Below are 15,303 nucleotides of genomic sequence, written 5' to 3'. Positions count from 1 at the left end.
GGAAACACCTTAATTATAATGACGCTGAACTTCATATTTCAAATACTTAATTTTACGGACAGTCACTATTTATAAGCCAACATTGTAGGAATCCATTTCTCCACCTCTGCAACAGAAACCCCTTTTCGTCGGGCCAGATCTTCAACCTGATCGGACTGAATTTTACCGACCCCAAAATAAATAGCTTCGGGATGTGCCAGATAGATACCACTAACACTGGCATTAGGGTACATACTAAAATGTTCAGTTAAAGAGATACCCGCATTTTTTTCGGCATGCAACAAATCAAATAATGCCCGTTTCTCACTGTGATCAGGACAGGCCGGATAACCTAACGCCGGCCGAATACCACGATACCGTTCCCGCACAAGGCTATCATGATCAAATACCTCATCAGGCTGATAGCCCCAGAACTCGCGTCTCACCCTAAAATGCATCAACTCAGCCAGCGCTTCCGCCAGACGGTCGGCCAGCGACTTAAGCAAAATGGCTTTGTAGTCGTCACTATCGGCTTCATATTTCTCAATCCATGGTTCTATACCCTCGCCTGCCGATACCGCAAAACCACCAATATAATCTTTCACACCACTCCCTTTAGGAGCCACAAAATCGGACAAACAGTAATAATTCTTCTTGCCTGGTTTTTCCTGCTGCTCTCGGATGTGATGAAAAGTACACATTCTTTTTCCGGGATCATCAACATCATAAACTTCAATATCATCATCCACCGAATTGGCCGGCCAAATACCGATAACGGCTCTGGGACGCACCATTTTATCATCCTTAATCTTCTGAAGCATCTGCAATGCATCACGATATAATTTAAGTGCCTCGCCGGCTTTTGCTTTAGCGTCGTCAGACTTAAACCTCTCCAGCCAAATATCAACCGAATCCGCATCGGTTAATGCATCCATCCCATCATAATTACCTGTTAAACGCCACGCGTGATAAAAAAACGTCCAGTCAATAAAAGGGATAATCTCATCAATGGGATAATCATCAAAGACATGAATACCAGGCTTAAGGGGTACATGCACCTGACCGGCATCCCAATTGATGGTATATTTTTTTTCGCGTGCCGCAGCCAACGAAAGATAAGAACGCTTCTTTTTATTATCGTTAGCGACCCTAAGTCGCTTAAATTCGTCACTTATACCGCTTATAAAACTATCGTGATCGCGCGGTGACATCAAGGCTCCCACAACCTGTGCACTCTTTGAGGCATCTTTAACATAAGCCACCGCACCCGAATAAAAAGGATCAATTTTAACCGCTGTATGCACAGCCGATGTTGTGGCACCACCAATTAGTAACGGCATGGTAAAACCATTGCGTTCCATTTCGCGGGCCACATTAGCCATCTCTTCCAGCGAAGGCGTTATTAGTCCGCTCAGCCCAATAATATCAACATCCTGCTTCACAGCCTCCTCCAGAATCTTCGCTGCCGGCACCATCACGCCCAAATCAATCACATCGTAATTGTTACAAGCCAGTATAACGCCCACAATATTTTTACCTATATCATGAACATCCCCTTTAACAGTAGCCATCAATATTCTACCGGCTTTTGTGGGTTCCTGACCCGAAGCCCGCTTCTCCTCTTCAATAAAAGGTTGCAACCAGGCAACGGCCTTTTTCATCACACGAGCCGTTTTTACCACTTGCGGTAAAAACATCTTTCCCGATCCAAACAGATCGCCCACTACATTCATTCCATCCATCAGGGGTTTCTCAATAATATCGAGTGAAGATGGATATATGGCTCTGGCTTCCATCAAATCCTCCTCCAAATAATCGACAATCCCCTTAATCAGCGAATGCTGCAAACGGTTCTCCAGCGTTTCGTCGCGCCATGCATCATGTTTCACCACAGCATCGGTGGGCTCCAGCTTATAACTTTCAGCCTTATCAACCAGCCGCTCAGTGGCATCCGGGCGTCGGTTTAATACGACATCCTCCACCAATTCCAGTAATTCAGGTTCTATTTCATCATAAATCTGCAACATTCCGGGGTTAACAATACCCATGTCCATGCCAGCCTTGATAGCATAAAATAAAAACACCGAATGAATGGCTTCACGTACTTTGTCGTTACCCCGGAAAGAAAACGAAAGATTGCTGACACCACCGCTCACTTTGCAATGTGGCAGATTTTCCTTTATCCAACGGGTGGTCTCAATAAAATCGATGGCATAATTATTATGAACTTCAATACCGGTTGCAACAGCCAGCACATTGGGATCAAAAATAATATCCTCGGGCGGAAACCCTATTTTCTCTGTCAACAACTTATACGCACGGCTGCAGATAGCAATGCGACGATCAAAACTATCGGCCTGTCCTTTTTCATCAAAAGCCATCACGACAGCTGCCGCGCCATACTGACGAATTTTAGCTGCATGATCCAGAAAAACAGCTTCACCTTCCTTTAAACTGATCGAGTTCACCACCGATTTACCCTGCATACATTTTAATCCGGCTTCGAGAACACTCCAGCGTGACGAGTCGATCATGACAGGCAGACGGGCTATTTCGGGTTCCGACGCCATCAGGTTGAGAAAAGTCACCATCTCCTTCTCCGCATCTAGCATGGCATCGTCCATATTAACATCAATAATCTGAGCTCCACCATCCACCTGGTCGCGAACTACCGACAAAGCCTCTTCGTACTTTTCCTCACTAATTAAACGGGCAAAACGTTTAGACCCGGCCACATTAGCCCTTTCTCCCACATTCACAAAATTTATTTCAGCAGAAAACACCAACGGCTCCAGTCCACTTAACTTTGTTTGCGGTTTTAATACCGGTGGCACATGTGGCTTCCCGTCTTTAATATAACGTGCAAAAGCAGCGATATGATCAGGTGTAGTACCACAACAACCACCAATAATATTCACCAGCCCCTGATTTAGATACTCAAAAATCTGAGGCGCCATTTCATCGGGCGTTTCATCGTAATCGCCAAACTGATTTGGCAGTCCGGCGTTGGGATAAGCACTAATTAGCAAAGACGTTTTGCGGCCTAATTCTTCCACATAACTTCTCAATTCTTTGGCCCCGAACGAACAGTTAAGACCAATGGAAAACAACGGCATGGGTTCCACTGATATCAGGAACGCCTCAAGCGTTTGTCCCGATAAGGTACGCCCACTGGCATCTGCCACCGTGACAGACACCATGACAGGAAAATCTTCGAGATGCCTCTTTCTGAGCTCTCTTTTGATTCCAAACAAGGCCGCTTTGGCGTTCAGCGTATCAAAAATCGTTTCGAGCAGCAACATATCCACACCGCCATCCAGTAGACCAACAGCCTGCTCAGCATAAGTCTCCACCAGATCGTCGAAGGTCACAGCTCTATAACCGGGGTTATTCACGTCGGGCGACAACGAAGCCGTTTTATTGGTAGGGCCCATAGACCCGGCCACAAAACGGGGTTTCTCAGGCGTGGACATAGCAGCAGCAGCTTCAGCTGCCAGTTGTGCCGACACCTTGTTCAGTTCATACACCAGCCCCTCCATATGATAATCGGCCTGAGAAATCCGATTGGCATTAAACGTATTGGTCTCAATAATGTCGGAACCGGCATCCAGATACAGACGATGAATGGTAGAAATAATATCGGGGCGCGTTAACGACAACAAATCGTTATTGCCCTGAACCGACGACTGATGATTCGCAAATCGTTCTCCTCTGAAATCAGCCTCCTTCAGTTGATACTTCTGTATTAAACTGCCCATAGCCCCATCGAGTAACAAAATACGCTCACGAGCCACAGCCTTTAACAATTCCGTTCTGGTCATATATAATTTATTTTAAGACTACAAAGAAACCAAACCATTTCAGTGAAGCCAATTTCTATATCAACATCATTAATTACAACGTCGAAAAACATCCTACAGACGCATTTAAAGTCAGGCAATAAAGTTCACCTTCTCGTTACGGTGGCTGTCAAAACAGTCATTTACACCATTAAACTCACATTTCAGAAATTTCTAAAACATCAAGAATAAAACTTTTTTATCGGCCACAGACGTTTCCGGACAATCGCAATTTATCACCAGCCTCCCAACTGAACCAAATATTCTTTGGGCGTCATATTCATTTTACCTTTAAAAATACGGTTAAAATTCGACAAATTATTAAATCCACATTCGAAGCAGGTTTGCGAAACAGACAGATCACCATTTTGCAGTAACTTACAAGCATAATTTATCCGCATATCATTGATGTACTCAACCGGCGTCTTTCCGGTTTTAGATTTAAAGAACCGGCTAAAAGCTGCCGCATTCATCCCAAATTTAAAGGCCAGTTCCGACACCACCATTTTTTGGGTGTAATTCAGACTAATATAATTCAACACTTTATTTAACCGATGATCTCTTATTTCGGGCATTTGCTGATCAAAATCAGGGCTCCCCAACAAGCAATACTCTTTGGTTCGGGCCATGCCATCCAACAATTCCAACAACTTTAACAACCTGCTAAAGCCTTTGTTCTGAAACAATGCCTTTATCAACCCGTCGTAGCGTCTGGCAAACGACAAAGAAAAATGAATACCTTGCGAAGAACGATTCAACAACTCCTTTATGTGCCCCATTTCAGGATAGTCAAGTATTGCCTGACGCATAAAATCACCCGAAAACTGAACCACGATAGCATTAACTCTCAGAGCCGTTGATTCATCATAAAAAGCCTTGTCGTTTTTCCAATAATGGGGCACCTGGCTACCCACCAAAACTAAATCACCCTCTTCAAAAGGCGCCAATGAATCGGCAATAAAACGTGTTCCGTGACTCTTTAATATATACACAATTTCATATTCACTGTGAAAATGCCAGGGAAAAGTAAAATGAGGAAAATCATTCCATTTAACACGAATGGGACTGCCGCCAGGAATAACCACCTGTTCGTGCATAATATTTCTGGAATCTTTTAACATTAGCATTTTGCAAAATGAATACAATTCAATGCAAATATAGTATTTGTCGGGAGAACTCAGAAGCCTTAAATTTGCCTTTGAGACATAATCACATTGTATAAATTAATTTTCATTGCGCGAAGGCGTAAATAAAAAACAAAAATATGGAATCAAATTTTAGTATTGCCAATAAAATAGCCATCGTAACCGGTGGCGGGGGCGTATTGGGAAGTAGTATCTCCAAAGCGTTGTTAAAAGCAGGCGCCAAAGTCATTGTTCTGGACATCCGTCAGGAAGCGTTGGACAACCGCATTAGCGATCTTAAAAAGCTCGGAGAAATAACAGGTCTGGTATGTAATGTACTGGACATGGACAGTTTAAAAGCCGTCCGCAAAGAAATCATGTCAAAATGGGGTCGTATTGACATTCTCATCAATGCAGCCGGAGGCAATATGCCGGGCGCTACTTTAACTGAAGAGCAAACGGTTTTCGACATGAAGATCGAAGACTTCAATAAAGTCACCAACCTGAACCTGAACGGGACGGTATATCCAGCGCTCGTATTTGGAGAAGCCATGGCCAAGCAGGGCAGTGGCAGTATCATAAACATATCATCAATGGCAACCTACAATGCCATCACACGCGTTCCCGGTTATTCAGTCGCAAAAACAGGTGTTAATATTTTCACACAATGGCTGGCCATGGAACTCGCCACCAAATTTGATGAAAAAGTAAGAGTTAACGCCATTGCACCAGGCTTCTTTATTGGCGACCAGAACAGGGCTGTACTCATCAATCCCGATGGATCATATACCGAACGAAGCAAAAAAGTTTTGGCTAAAACACCCATGAAACGCTTTGGAGACATCACCGAATTAAATGGTATCGTTCAATTCTTATGTAGCGATGCAGCCAGTTTTATCACCGGCGCCATTATTCCTGTTGACGGTGGATTCAGTGCTTTTAGCGGCGTATAACAATTAATAATCATCTATGGCATTTGAAAAAACATGGCGATGGTTTGGCTTTCAAAAAGATGAGCTAACCTTGTCGGATCTGAAACAGATGGGTATTGAAGGTGTTGTTACGGCGTTACACCACATCCCCAACGGCGAAGTCTGGCCGGTTGCCGAAATTATGAAAGTAAAGAAGGCCATCGAAGCCCAAGGCATGCGTTGGAGCGTGGTTGAGAGTCTGCCTGTTTCGGAAGGTATCAAAACCAAATCAGCTGACTGGCCCCGATTGATAAACAATTATAAGGAGTCGTTAACAAACCTTGGTCAGTGCGGCATTGATACGGTATGCTACAACTTCATGCCGGTACTCGACTGGGTACGTACCGACCTGCATTATAAACTACCATCGGGCGGAGAAGTCATGTATTTTGACTTCCCCACTTTTGTGGCTTTCGATGCTTATGTATTAAAGCGTCCGGGCGCAGAAGATGATTATCCTGCCGCCATCGTTGCGAAGGCGCGGGAACGATTCAAATCGATGACGCCTGCCGAAGCCGAAAAACTGGCCTACAATATTATTGTGGTAACGCAGGGCTTTATTGACGGGGCCGTTGATGGCTCAACGCCCGATTACAAAAAAGTATTCCTTGAGCTCATCGACACCTATAAAGCCATTGACAGAGACCGTCTGCGCCAGCATCTGAAAGATTTTCTGACTGAAGTGATTCCTGTGGCCGAAGCCAATGGCGTTCGACTGGCCATTCATCCCGATGACCCACCGTTTCCGGTATTGGGATTACCACGTATTGTTAGCACCAAAGAAGATCTTGAATGGATCACCCAACAGGTGGATTCCATCTCAAATGGCATCACTTTTTGCACCGGCTCATTATCGGTTCGGAGCAGCGATAAACTGGTAGATATGATTCATTCATTTGGTCATCGCATCCACTTCCTTCACTTACGCAACAACCAATTACTTCCCGACGGATGTTTCCACGAATATGGACACATTCACGGCGTAGTAGATATGTACGAAGTGATGAAAGCTCTGCTGGAAGAACAGCAGCGACGCATCAAAGAAGGACGCAGCGACACCCGTATGCCGGTTCGTCCCGACCATGGCATAAAACTACTCGATGATTACAGCCGACAGGCCAACCCCGGTTATCCACTCGTTGGCCGGTTAAAAGGGCTGGCTGAACTAACCGGTCTTGAGATGGGCATTGAACAAATGCTAAAAAGGGAACAATAACACAGAACTTTTCGCATAAAACAAGGTTGTTTGCCAGACGATGCACATTTTATCGGACTGACAGGCAACCTTTTATTTTTCAAAGCAAAACCATCTTCGCTTTCAAACTGAAAATTTATTATCTTTCACCCAGATTTATAGATTGCTGATTCCTTAAATCCTGGACAAAAAATGAGTGAAACCCTGCTGGAAGCCTTAATGCAATTATTTGCCCTGCTAACTGACATTGGAAAGGAGAGTAAAACAGGACGCGCTCGTCCCATGGTACAGGATTTTCTTTCGAAGCACTTCAACAACGAATACGTCAATCAATACCTGGGGCGTTTTGATGTCTATCTCAACCGTTACCATTCGGAAGTTTTCAACGATAACCCGGACCTTAGAGAAAAACAGAGCAGCGAAAACCTCTCACGAATTCTGCGCATTGCCTCTAAAATAAATGAAGAAATGGAGCAGGAACCCAAAATCATCCTGCTGGCACAACTGCTCGACTTTCTCACAAAAGATGAAGAGGTAGGCGATGCCGAAACCCGTTTTCTCAATTTGTTAGCCGAGCAATTCCGAATAGAACCATCGGATTATGACAACCTGAAGCAATTCATTCTGCATGATCCGCTACAGGTAAAAGACAAAAATCTTCTTCTATACATCAGCGGCAGCAACGAAAAACCTCACCCCGACGTCAAATTACTTTTTAACCCCAAACAGCAGGTGGAAGTCTGGGTTCTACACATCACCAGCACCAACACCTTTATTTTCAGATATTCAGGCGACAGGAACCTCTATTTCAACGGGCACAAAATAGAACGCAACCGCGCATATACGCTGGCCGTAGGCTCGGTTATCAAGACCTCAATGATGCCACCCGTCTATTACAGCCGGGTGGCAGAAAAATTCATCCATCAAAAAGAAGCCGGCCGTATCATCTACCGGGCCATTGACGTTTCATACAAATTCAATAACAACCAAACAGGCATTCACCCGTTCAGTTTCACAGCCCGCTCGGGGCAACTGGTGGGCATTATGGGGGGCAGTGGCACCGGAAAATCAACCCTGCTGAATGTTCTTAACGGTAACTATAAATTAGACGCCGGCCGCATACTTATCAATGGCTACAACTTACACCAGGGAAAAGAAAAGCTACATGGTCTCATTGGTTATGTGCCACAAGATGACTTGTTGAAAGAAGAACTAACCGTTTTTGAAAACCTCTGGTACAACGCCCGGCTCTGTTTCAACAACTTAACAAAAGAAGAAATAAAAAAACAGGTTGAAGATGCCCTTTCGGACTTCGATCTGGTAGAAGCCCGCGATTTGGTCGTGGGAACCCCCCTCAACAAAATACTTAGCGGCGGCCAGCGTAAACGTTTAAATATTGCGCTGGAACTGATACGTGAACCATCGATACTGTTTGTTGACGAACCAACATCGGGTTTATCAAGTATGGACTCGGAAAAAGTTATGTTATTGCTAAAACGCCAGGTTTTAAAAGGGAAACTGGTAATTATCAATATCCATCAACCATCGTCCGACTTATACAAATTACTCGACAAGTTATTAATGATAGACAAAGGCGGTCGCATCATATACAGCGGCAACCCAATGGATGCCATTGCCTATTTCAAGAAAGAAGCCAACTATGTTAACCCGGAAGAAAGAGAGTGTTACGTCTGCGGCAACGTCAAAACAGAGCAACCACTGCGTATCGTTGAGGCACGTATGGTAAACCCCTACGGTAAACTCATCCGTAAACGAAAAGTAAAACCTCAGGAGTGGTATCAGCTTTACCTCGACAATTTCGAAAAAAAATACGAATGGAAGGAGCGTACTGACCTTGAGAAAAAAGAGCCGCTACCCAAAAACTGGTTTAGCATACCAGGACGACGCAAACAGTTTCGCATTTTTGCCATGCGCGATGCATTGTCAAAACTCAAAGACAAACAATACCTGGCCATCAACATCCTTGAAGCGCCTATTTTAGCACTGATTCTGGGCTTTTGCACCAAATACCTCGTAGTTGGGGGATCAGGCAATGCCACCTATCTGTTCTCGGGCAACGTCAATATACCGGCCTACCTGTTTATGAGTGTGGTAGTAGCCATGTTTATAGGACTAAATGTGAGCGCCGAAGAAATCATAAAAGATCGGAAACTGCTAAAACGAGAATCGTTTCTAAACCTAAGTCGTTTCAGTTTCTTAAACAGCAAAATATTTGTCCTGTTCATCATATCAGCCTTTCAGACACTTAGTTTTGTGTTAATAGGCAATTACATTCTCGAAATTCAGGGACTGACATTTAGCTATTGGGCCATACTGTTCTCGGTAGCCTGCTTCTCCAATATGATCGGACTCAACATCAGCAGCGGACTTAATTCGGTGGTTGCCATTTATGTTCTGATACCCTTGATATTGGTGCCGCACCTGCTATTTAGCGGTGTTATAGTAGATTTCACCAAATTACACCCCACTCTCACCTCCAGCGAATTTGTTCCGCGCATAGGCGACGTCATGGTAACGCGATGGGGATATGAAGCACTAACCGTTAACCAATTTAAAAACAACGCCTACGAATCCCATTTTTTTGAGGTAGAAAAGGCCATGAGTCAAAGTTCGTATTACGTCAGCACCCTGATTCCTGAGCTGATGCGCATCAACGATGCCTATTTGTGGGAGCAGGAGCGAGGTAATACACAGGCAGAAACACAAACAAAGCTATTACTATCGGGCCTGCAGCAGCTACAACAGGCCGTTCCGGACCTGATCACAATAAATCTTCCGACAAACAAAAATATTACATCGTCGCAACACCAAACAATTAAGGAGCAGCTAAACCGGGCTCACCAAAAATTCATCAATCAATACAGCTATTATTCACATTTAAAAGACCAAAAAACAGAAGCACTCATTCAGGAAAAAGGATCGGTAGATGCAGTGGTAAAATACAAACAGAAATATTACAACGATGCATTGGCTGATTGGCTGCTGGCCCGAAAAGAGGTGCTCCAATTTGAAGTCGTGAACAACACATTTATTCAGAAAAAGAACCCGGTTTTTAAGGAACCTACCGGCCGGTGGGGACGCGCCCACTTTTATGCGCCGGCCAAACGTTTGGGCGCGCTTACCATCTCTACGCCGGTATTTAATGTCATTGTTATATGGTTAGGCATTGCAATACTTTACGGAATGCTTTACCTCGATGTGTTGCGCCGTATCATACATTACTTCGAAACCTTCAGATTACGACAACTGAACAAGCGACTGCAAAGGTTGGGAACCTGATGTGATTAACTGATAACCATTACATAACAGCAGCCGGCAATACGAAAATGAACTTTTCAGTATTGTCGGCTGTTTAGGATAATCAAATGGAGGGCACCAGACAAATGCCTGTTAATTCAATGTTTCATGATTGTCGTTATACCTCATTTAAAAGCATCAAAAATAAATGGCATGCTGCACCATCTTCCGAACAGTTTCAATGTTATGGGCTAAACGATCCGGCAAACCGATTAAAATTTAAAAACCATTTACAACAAAACTTAATGCACGCCAAAAGCCCGAAAAACAAAGGCTCAGAGCAATATCAGTGATTGATAACAAAAACATACGCATGGTTTCAAAAAAAACACACGTCTTTTTTGAAAAAACACACGTCATTTTAAAAAAAACACACGTGTTTTTTTTAAAATCACACGTGATTTTTCCTGAAAGTACACGTGGTTTTTAAACTAAGCTTGATTTGTATTATAACATTTCTGAAATCAACAAGACATAATGGTCTCTGCTGGCATTAGAACAAACATAAAAGAGAACATCTATTTTCAAAAAAATATAAAAATGAAACGAGCCATGAGAGGGATCTCTCACACAGGTGAATGATTATCCTGGCGAGTTCCATATGACCTTAAAAAACAAATTATAAACATATGAAAACAAGCACTATTGGTTTACTTCTATTTCTATTTGCAACAGGCTATGGTAACGCCCAGGTATGGCAAACAGATTTTGAACAGGCAAAGGCGATGGCCGCAAAAGATAACAAACCAATCATATTGGTATTTCAGGGTTCGGATTGGTGCGCAGCATGCATAAAACTAAACAAAGAAATATGGAGCACCAACGAATTTATTGATTATGCCAAAGACCATTTTGTGATGCTCAAGGCTGAATTTCCACGAAAAAAAGAAAATATGTTGAATGAAAAACAACAGGCCCAAAACAACCAATTGGCTGAAATGTATAACAAAAGCGGTTACTTCCCATATGTGTTGGTCCTCGACAAGAACGGGACGGTACTGGGTGCCACAGGTTATAAAAAAACATCGCCCAAAGACTACATTAAAATACTGGAATCCTTTTATTTATAGCACAGACATGCAATCATCATAATAAAAAACGCTCACATACGGAGATGCGTCTTTCGTAAAAACATCAGGTAGCCGTCAAGAACAAAAAACAAACAGATGAAGCTCATTATCAAAATTGCTTTGGTCCTTTTAATTCATCATTCATGTGCCGCACAGCCATTTAAACAAACGCTGCTATTGATGGGAAGCCGTTTTGAGATTACCGTTTCAGCCAAAGATTCAATGGAGGCCGGGCAATATATTAACATGGCTGTGGATGAAATTTTACGAATTGAAAAGCTCATATCATCGTGGGATGAGAATTCACAAACATCAGAAATCAACAGCAATGCCGGTATTAAACCGGTAAAAGTAAGTGCCGAATTATTTCAGCTGATAGAGCGGTCTCTGGCTATATCACATCTTACAGATGGGGCTTTTGACATTAGTTTTGCCGGTATGAGTCAGCTATGGCGATTTGATGGCACCATGACGTCCATGCCAACCGATGAAGAGATTAAGACCTCCGTTGCTAAAGTTGGCTATACCAACATCATTTTAAACAAAGAAAGCAATACTGTATTTCTGAAATTAAAAGGGATGAAAATTGGTTTCGGGGCAATTGGCAAAGGCTATGCGGCTGATAAAGCGGCATCAATTTTAGTGGATGCCGGTGTCACATCGGGTATCATAAATGCGTCGGGTGATATAAAAACCTGGGGAAATCAACCAAATGGAGAAAAATGGACTGTGGCCATAGTAAACCCGCTGAATAAAAACCATGTTTTTGCAACACTCCCAATAAGCAATGGAGCTGTAGTAACTTCAGGCAATTATGAAAAATATGTACGATTTAACAATAAACGCTACTCACATATTATTGATCCCCGAACAGGTTATCCGTCAAGAGGTATCATAAGTGTCACTGTTTTCGCACCAAAAGCCGAATTGGCCGACGCATTGGCAACATCCGTGTTCGTGATGGGCAAAGAGGTGGGTTTAAACAGAATTAACCAATTACCCAAAGTTGAATGCGTAATAATAGATGACGAGGGGGCTATATTCACATCCAACAATATTAAAATCAATAAATTATGATAAAAAAAGCTGGTCTTTTGGCAATCACCTTAGTTCTTTTTACTTCGTGTGCGACATTAAAAGAATATGAGAAAATCTATATAAACGATCCAGACATGGCGTTATCAAACAGAACTACAGAACGCAATGTGTCAACCTTTCATTCATACCGGGAAGCTGCCGTAGGTGCCGATGAAGGAAAAACGGGCGGCGGTTGTGGCTGTAATTAAACCAATTGTCAATTACAAAAAACCGCTGTTAAGCTATAAAACGAGTCATAAGAGGAGATTTCACACAGACGCATCATCATGGTGATTTGCCTGAAATGTCTATAAATTAAGAAATAATCAGGATGAAAAAAACGATAGGAACAGTCATTTTAATGTTACTTGCAACCGTTGGATACACGCAGGAGCAGATTCCCGATGAAGCAAACGTTTATAAAAAACGTGTACTTGAAACGGTTGAAGTCGATTTTATCGACAGCTATTATTCACAGGACGGCGATAATTCGGCTGTTGGAGGCGGTATCGGCACAGAGGAGTTAATCGATGGTGCCGGGTCAATTGTGATATCTATTCCTTTAAATGATGACGATATATTAACCATCGACGGCAGCATTTCGGCCTATAGCTCAGCCTCCTCCAGCAATATTAATCCTTTTGACGGAGATAAACCAGCCGACCCTTATCAGGCCTCTTCGGGCGCATCATCAAGCGATTTGTGGAGCAATGCAACCATTTCGTACAGTCATAGTTCTGATGACAGAAACCAAATTTGGTCAACCAAACTATCCGCCTCCAACGAATTCGACTATTCCTCATTTGGTTTTGGAGGCAGCTATGCCAAACTATTCAATGAAAAGAATACGGAATTGGGGATACATGCAAATATGTATCTCGACACATGGCATCCCATATACCCGGTTGAGCTGGATGGCGGCAGCAATAAGCATCCTTTTAACATTAACGCATACACCATAACGGGTAATGCCAATTATAGTCCATCATTCGAGCCTTTTGACAACAAAGGTCGAAACTCCTATGCATTGGGAATTTCATTTTCTCAGATACTATCAAAAAAATTACAAGTCTCAGTAGCGCTCGATTTTATCCAACAAAAAGGTTTATTATCAACACCGTTTCAAAGAGTCTATTTTCAAGACGTAGAAAACTCGTACATCGAAAATTTTCAACTGGCAGATGACATTGAACGGCTACCGGATTCAAGGCTTAAGTATGCCATTGGCGGTCGTTTACACTACTATATTAATCAAATTATTGTGGTAAGGGGATATTACCGATTCTATACGGATGATTGGGGCATTCAATCAAATACAGCAAACATAGAGCTTCCCATCAAAATAACGGATAAATTCACGATATACCCATCGTACCGGTTCTATAACCAATCGGGCGCCAATTATTTTGCACCGTATGAGCAACACGTCTCCACACAGGCCTTCTATACGTCCGACTACGATTTATCCAAATTCAATGCCAATCAGTTTGGCGTTGGGGTGAGCTATACAGACATCTTCACAGAAAGACACATCTGGAAATTAGGCTTAAAAAGCATCGACCTGTTATTCAATAACTATAGCAGAAATACAGGCTTTAAAGCAAATATTATTTCGATAGGCGGGAAATTCATCATGTACTAATAAGCCATGGCATTAAAACTTGTTCACACCAATAACTATCAATACCACAGACTTATTTTCGGATTACAGCCCCCATTCGGGCGTTTCATTAAAATCAATACGACGATAAGGCATTGCGTAATTTTTCAAAACGCGCCTCATAGTCAACCATCGATAATTTTATAACCTCACGTGCTTCCGCGGCATTATAAACATGGGTAATTTCCGATTCCCGCGTCTTGCCCGGCATGTCCTTGTACGTTAAGAAATAGTGTTTTAGACGCTCCAGCACCAACTCGGGCAAATCGCTGACATCGGTAAAACCGCCATATACAACATCCCCTTTAAGCACCGAAATGATCTTATCGTCGGCCTGGTTGCCGTCGATCATCCGGAAGCCGCCTATTGGAATAACTTCGGCTATCAGGTCGCCATGCATCACATCTTTCTCGGTGAGCACACAAATATCGAGCGGGTCGCCATCGCCTTTAATATTCGTTTTCGTGGTTTTATCGGCGCAGTATTTCCCCACTTTATCGCCACAATAGGTTTGCGGAATAAACCCGTAAAGAGTTGGTACCACATTTGAGTATTTTTGAGGACGGTCAATACGCAAATAACCACTTACTTTATCAATTTCATATTTTATTGTATCGGTAGGCACCACTTCAATAAAGCAAGTTACCACGTCGGGCGCTTTAGCCCCAATATCAATACCATGCCAGGGATGTGATTTATACCTAAGCCCCATTAACCTGCCAATAGGATCCATTAAACTGTTTGCAGTCATATCTTTTTCCAAATGTGTTTTTTCTTCTAAAGGTTCTTCTGAAATTTTTTTTTCTTCTTTTTTTATCATAGAACTGCTTAAAATAGGTTACAAAATAACGGCTTTTATAACTTTAAAACAAAAATAAATTTGATCAAACAAAACAGATATTTATTTAATCAGTCACCAAAAATAAAAACAACTGCCATCAACCAGTTGGGAAGAATTATCACCCAAACTCTTTTTATATTTCATATGTTTATAATTTGTTTTTCAGTTGCCATATGGAACTCTCGATGAATTTTAATCATTCTCCTGTGTGTATTTTAGAATGCTAAAA

Annotated in this window: 10 protein-coding genes; 7 read left to right on the top strand and 3 right to left on the bottom strand. The window is 42.6% G+C overall.

Going from position 1 to position 15,303, the window contains the following annotated elements:
- Positions 1–65: 65 nt before the first annotated feature.
- Both metH and ACT3CD_RS01540 read right to left on the bottom strand, forming a co-directional pair.
- The gene (metH, locus tag ACT3CD_RS01545) at positions 66–3,800 is read right to left on the bottom strand and encodes a methionine synthase (protein WP_444642267.1); all 3,735 of its coding nucleotides are present in this window, start codon (positions 3,798–3,800) and stop codon (positions 66–68) included.
- Positions 3,801–4,054: 254 nt separating this feature from the next.
- Positions 4,055–4,939, bottom strand: coding sequence for an AraC family transcriptional regulator (locus ACT3CD_RS01540; RefSeq protein WP_444642265.1), 885 nt, complete (start codon positions 4,937–4,939; stop codon positions 4,055–4,057).
- A gap of 143 nt (positions 4,940–5,082) precedes the next feature.
- Between ACT3CD_RS01540 and ACT3CD_RS01535 the strand changes: the two genes are divergently transcribed.
- From ACT3CD_RS01535 to ACT3CD_RS01505, 7 genes are all read left to right on the top strand, one after another.
- A complete protein-coding gene (locus ACT3CD_RS01535; RefSeq protein WP_444642263.1) occupies positions 5,083–5,895 on the top strand; it encodes an SDR family oxidoreductase in 813 nt (270 codons plus the stop codon).
- A gap of 16 nt (positions 5,896–5,911) precedes the next feature.
- Positions 5,912–7,129, top strand: coding sequence for a mannonate dehydratase (gene uxuA, locus ACT3CD_RS01530; protein ID WP_444642261.1), 1,218 nt, complete (start codon positions 5,912–5,914; stop codon positions 7,127–7,129).
- A 171-nt stretch (positions 7,130–7,300) separates the two neighbouring features.
- Positions 7,301–10,408, top strand: a complete 3,108-nt coding sequence (locus tag ACT3CD_RS01525) for an ATP-binding cassette domain-containing protein (RefSeq protein WP_444642259.1) — start codon at positions 7,301–7,303, stop codon at positions 10,406–10,408.
- A gap of 647 nt (positions 10,409–11,055) precedes the next feature.
- Complete coding sequence (locus tag ACT3CD_RS01520; RefSeq protein ID WP_444642257.1) at positions 11,056–11,496, top strand: thioredoxin family protein; 441 nt, start codon at positions 11,056–11,058, stop codon at positions 11,494–11,496.
- 96 nt (positions 11,497–11,592) lie between these two features.
- Positions 11,593–12,573 (top strand): FAD:protein FMN transferase, encoded by a 981-nt coding sequence (locus tag ACT3CD_RS01515; protein ID WP_444642256.1) that lies wholly within the window; start codon positions 11,593–11,595, stop codon positions 12,571–12,573.
- Positions 12,570–12,782: a DUF4266 domain-containing protein gene (locus ACT3CD_RS01510; protein ID WP_444642254.1), complete on the top strand. Its 213-nt coding sequence runs from the start codon at positions 12,570–12,572 to the stop codon at positions 12,780–12,782. Before ACT3CD_RS01515 ends, ACT3CD_RS01510 begins: the two co-directional genes overlap by 4 nt.
- A gap of 122 nt (positions 12,783–12,904) precedes the next feature.
- A complete protein-coding gene (locus ACT3CD_RS01505; protein WP_444642252.1) occupies positions 12,905–14,215 on the top strand; it encodes a DUF3570 domain-containing protein in 1,311 nt (436 codons plus the stop codon).
- A gap of 94 nt (positions 14,216–14,309) precedes the next feature.
- Here the strand turns inward: ACT3CD_RS01505 and ACT3CD_RS01500 are convergent, their stop codons facing one another.
- On the bottom strand, positions 14,310–15,053 hold the full coding sequence (locus ACT3CD_RS01500; protein WP_444642250.1) for an inorganic pyrophosphatase: 744 nt from the start codon (positions 15,051–15,053) through the stop codon (positions 14,310–14,312).
- Between the last annotated feature and the right edge of the window lie 250 nt (positions 15,054–15,303).

Origin of the sequence: Geofilum sp. OHC36d9 (assembly GCF_052400685.1) — a bacterium.
Lineage (GTDB): Bacteria > Bacteroidota > Bacteroidia > Bacteroidales > Marinilabiliaceae > CAZHHH01.
The sequence above is the reverse complement of the archived record's forward strand: the minus strand, read 5'-3'. Positions and strand labels throughout refer to the sequence as shown.

What these genes read in the sequence shown, in the direction of transcription:
- ACT3CD_RS01515 (WP_444642256.1), top strand. Translation starts at nt 11,593, where the DNA reads ATGAAGCTCATTATCAAAATTGCTTTGGTCCTTTTAATTCATCATTCA.
- ACT3CD_RS01540 (WP_444642265.1), bottom strand. Translation starts at nt 4,939, where the DNA reads ATGTTAAAAGATTCCAGAAATATTATGCACGAACAGGTGGTTATTCCT.
- ACT3CD_RS01500 (WP_444642250.1), bottom strand. Translation starts at nt 15,053, where the DNA reads ATGATAAAAAAAGAAGAAAAAAAAATTTCAGAAGAACCTTTAGAAGAA.
- ACT3CD_RS01525 (WP_444642259.1), top strand. Translation starts at nt 7,301, where the DNA reads ATGAGTGAAACCCTGCTGGAAGCCTTAATGCAATTATTTGCCCTGCTA.
- metH (WP_444642267.1), bottom strand. Translation starts at nt 3,800, where the DNA reads ATGACCAGAACGGAATTGTTAAAGGCTGTGGCTCGTGAGCGTATTTTG.
- ACT3CD_RS01520 (WP_444642257.1), top strand. Translation starts at nt 11,056, where the DNA reads ATGAAAACAAGCACTATTGGTTTACTTCTATTTCTATTTGCAACAGGC.
- ACT3CD_RS01535 (WP_444642263.1), top strand. Translation starts at nt 5,083, where the DNA reads ATGGAATCAAATTTTAGTATTGCCAATAAAATAGCCATCGTAACCGGT.
- uxuA (WP_444642261.1), top strand. Translation starts at nt 5,912, where the DNA reads ATGGCATTTGAAAAAACATGGCGATGGTTTGGCTTTCAAAAAGATGAG.
- ACT3CD_RS01505 (WP_444642252.1), top strand. Translation starts at nt 12,905, where the DNA reads ATGAAAAAAACGATAGGAACAGTCATTTTAATGTTACTTGCAACCGTT.
- ACT3CD_RS01510 (WP_444642254.1), top strand. Translation starts at nt 12,570, where the DNA reads ATGATAAAAAAAGCTGGTCTTTTGGCAATCACCTTAGTTCTTTTTACT.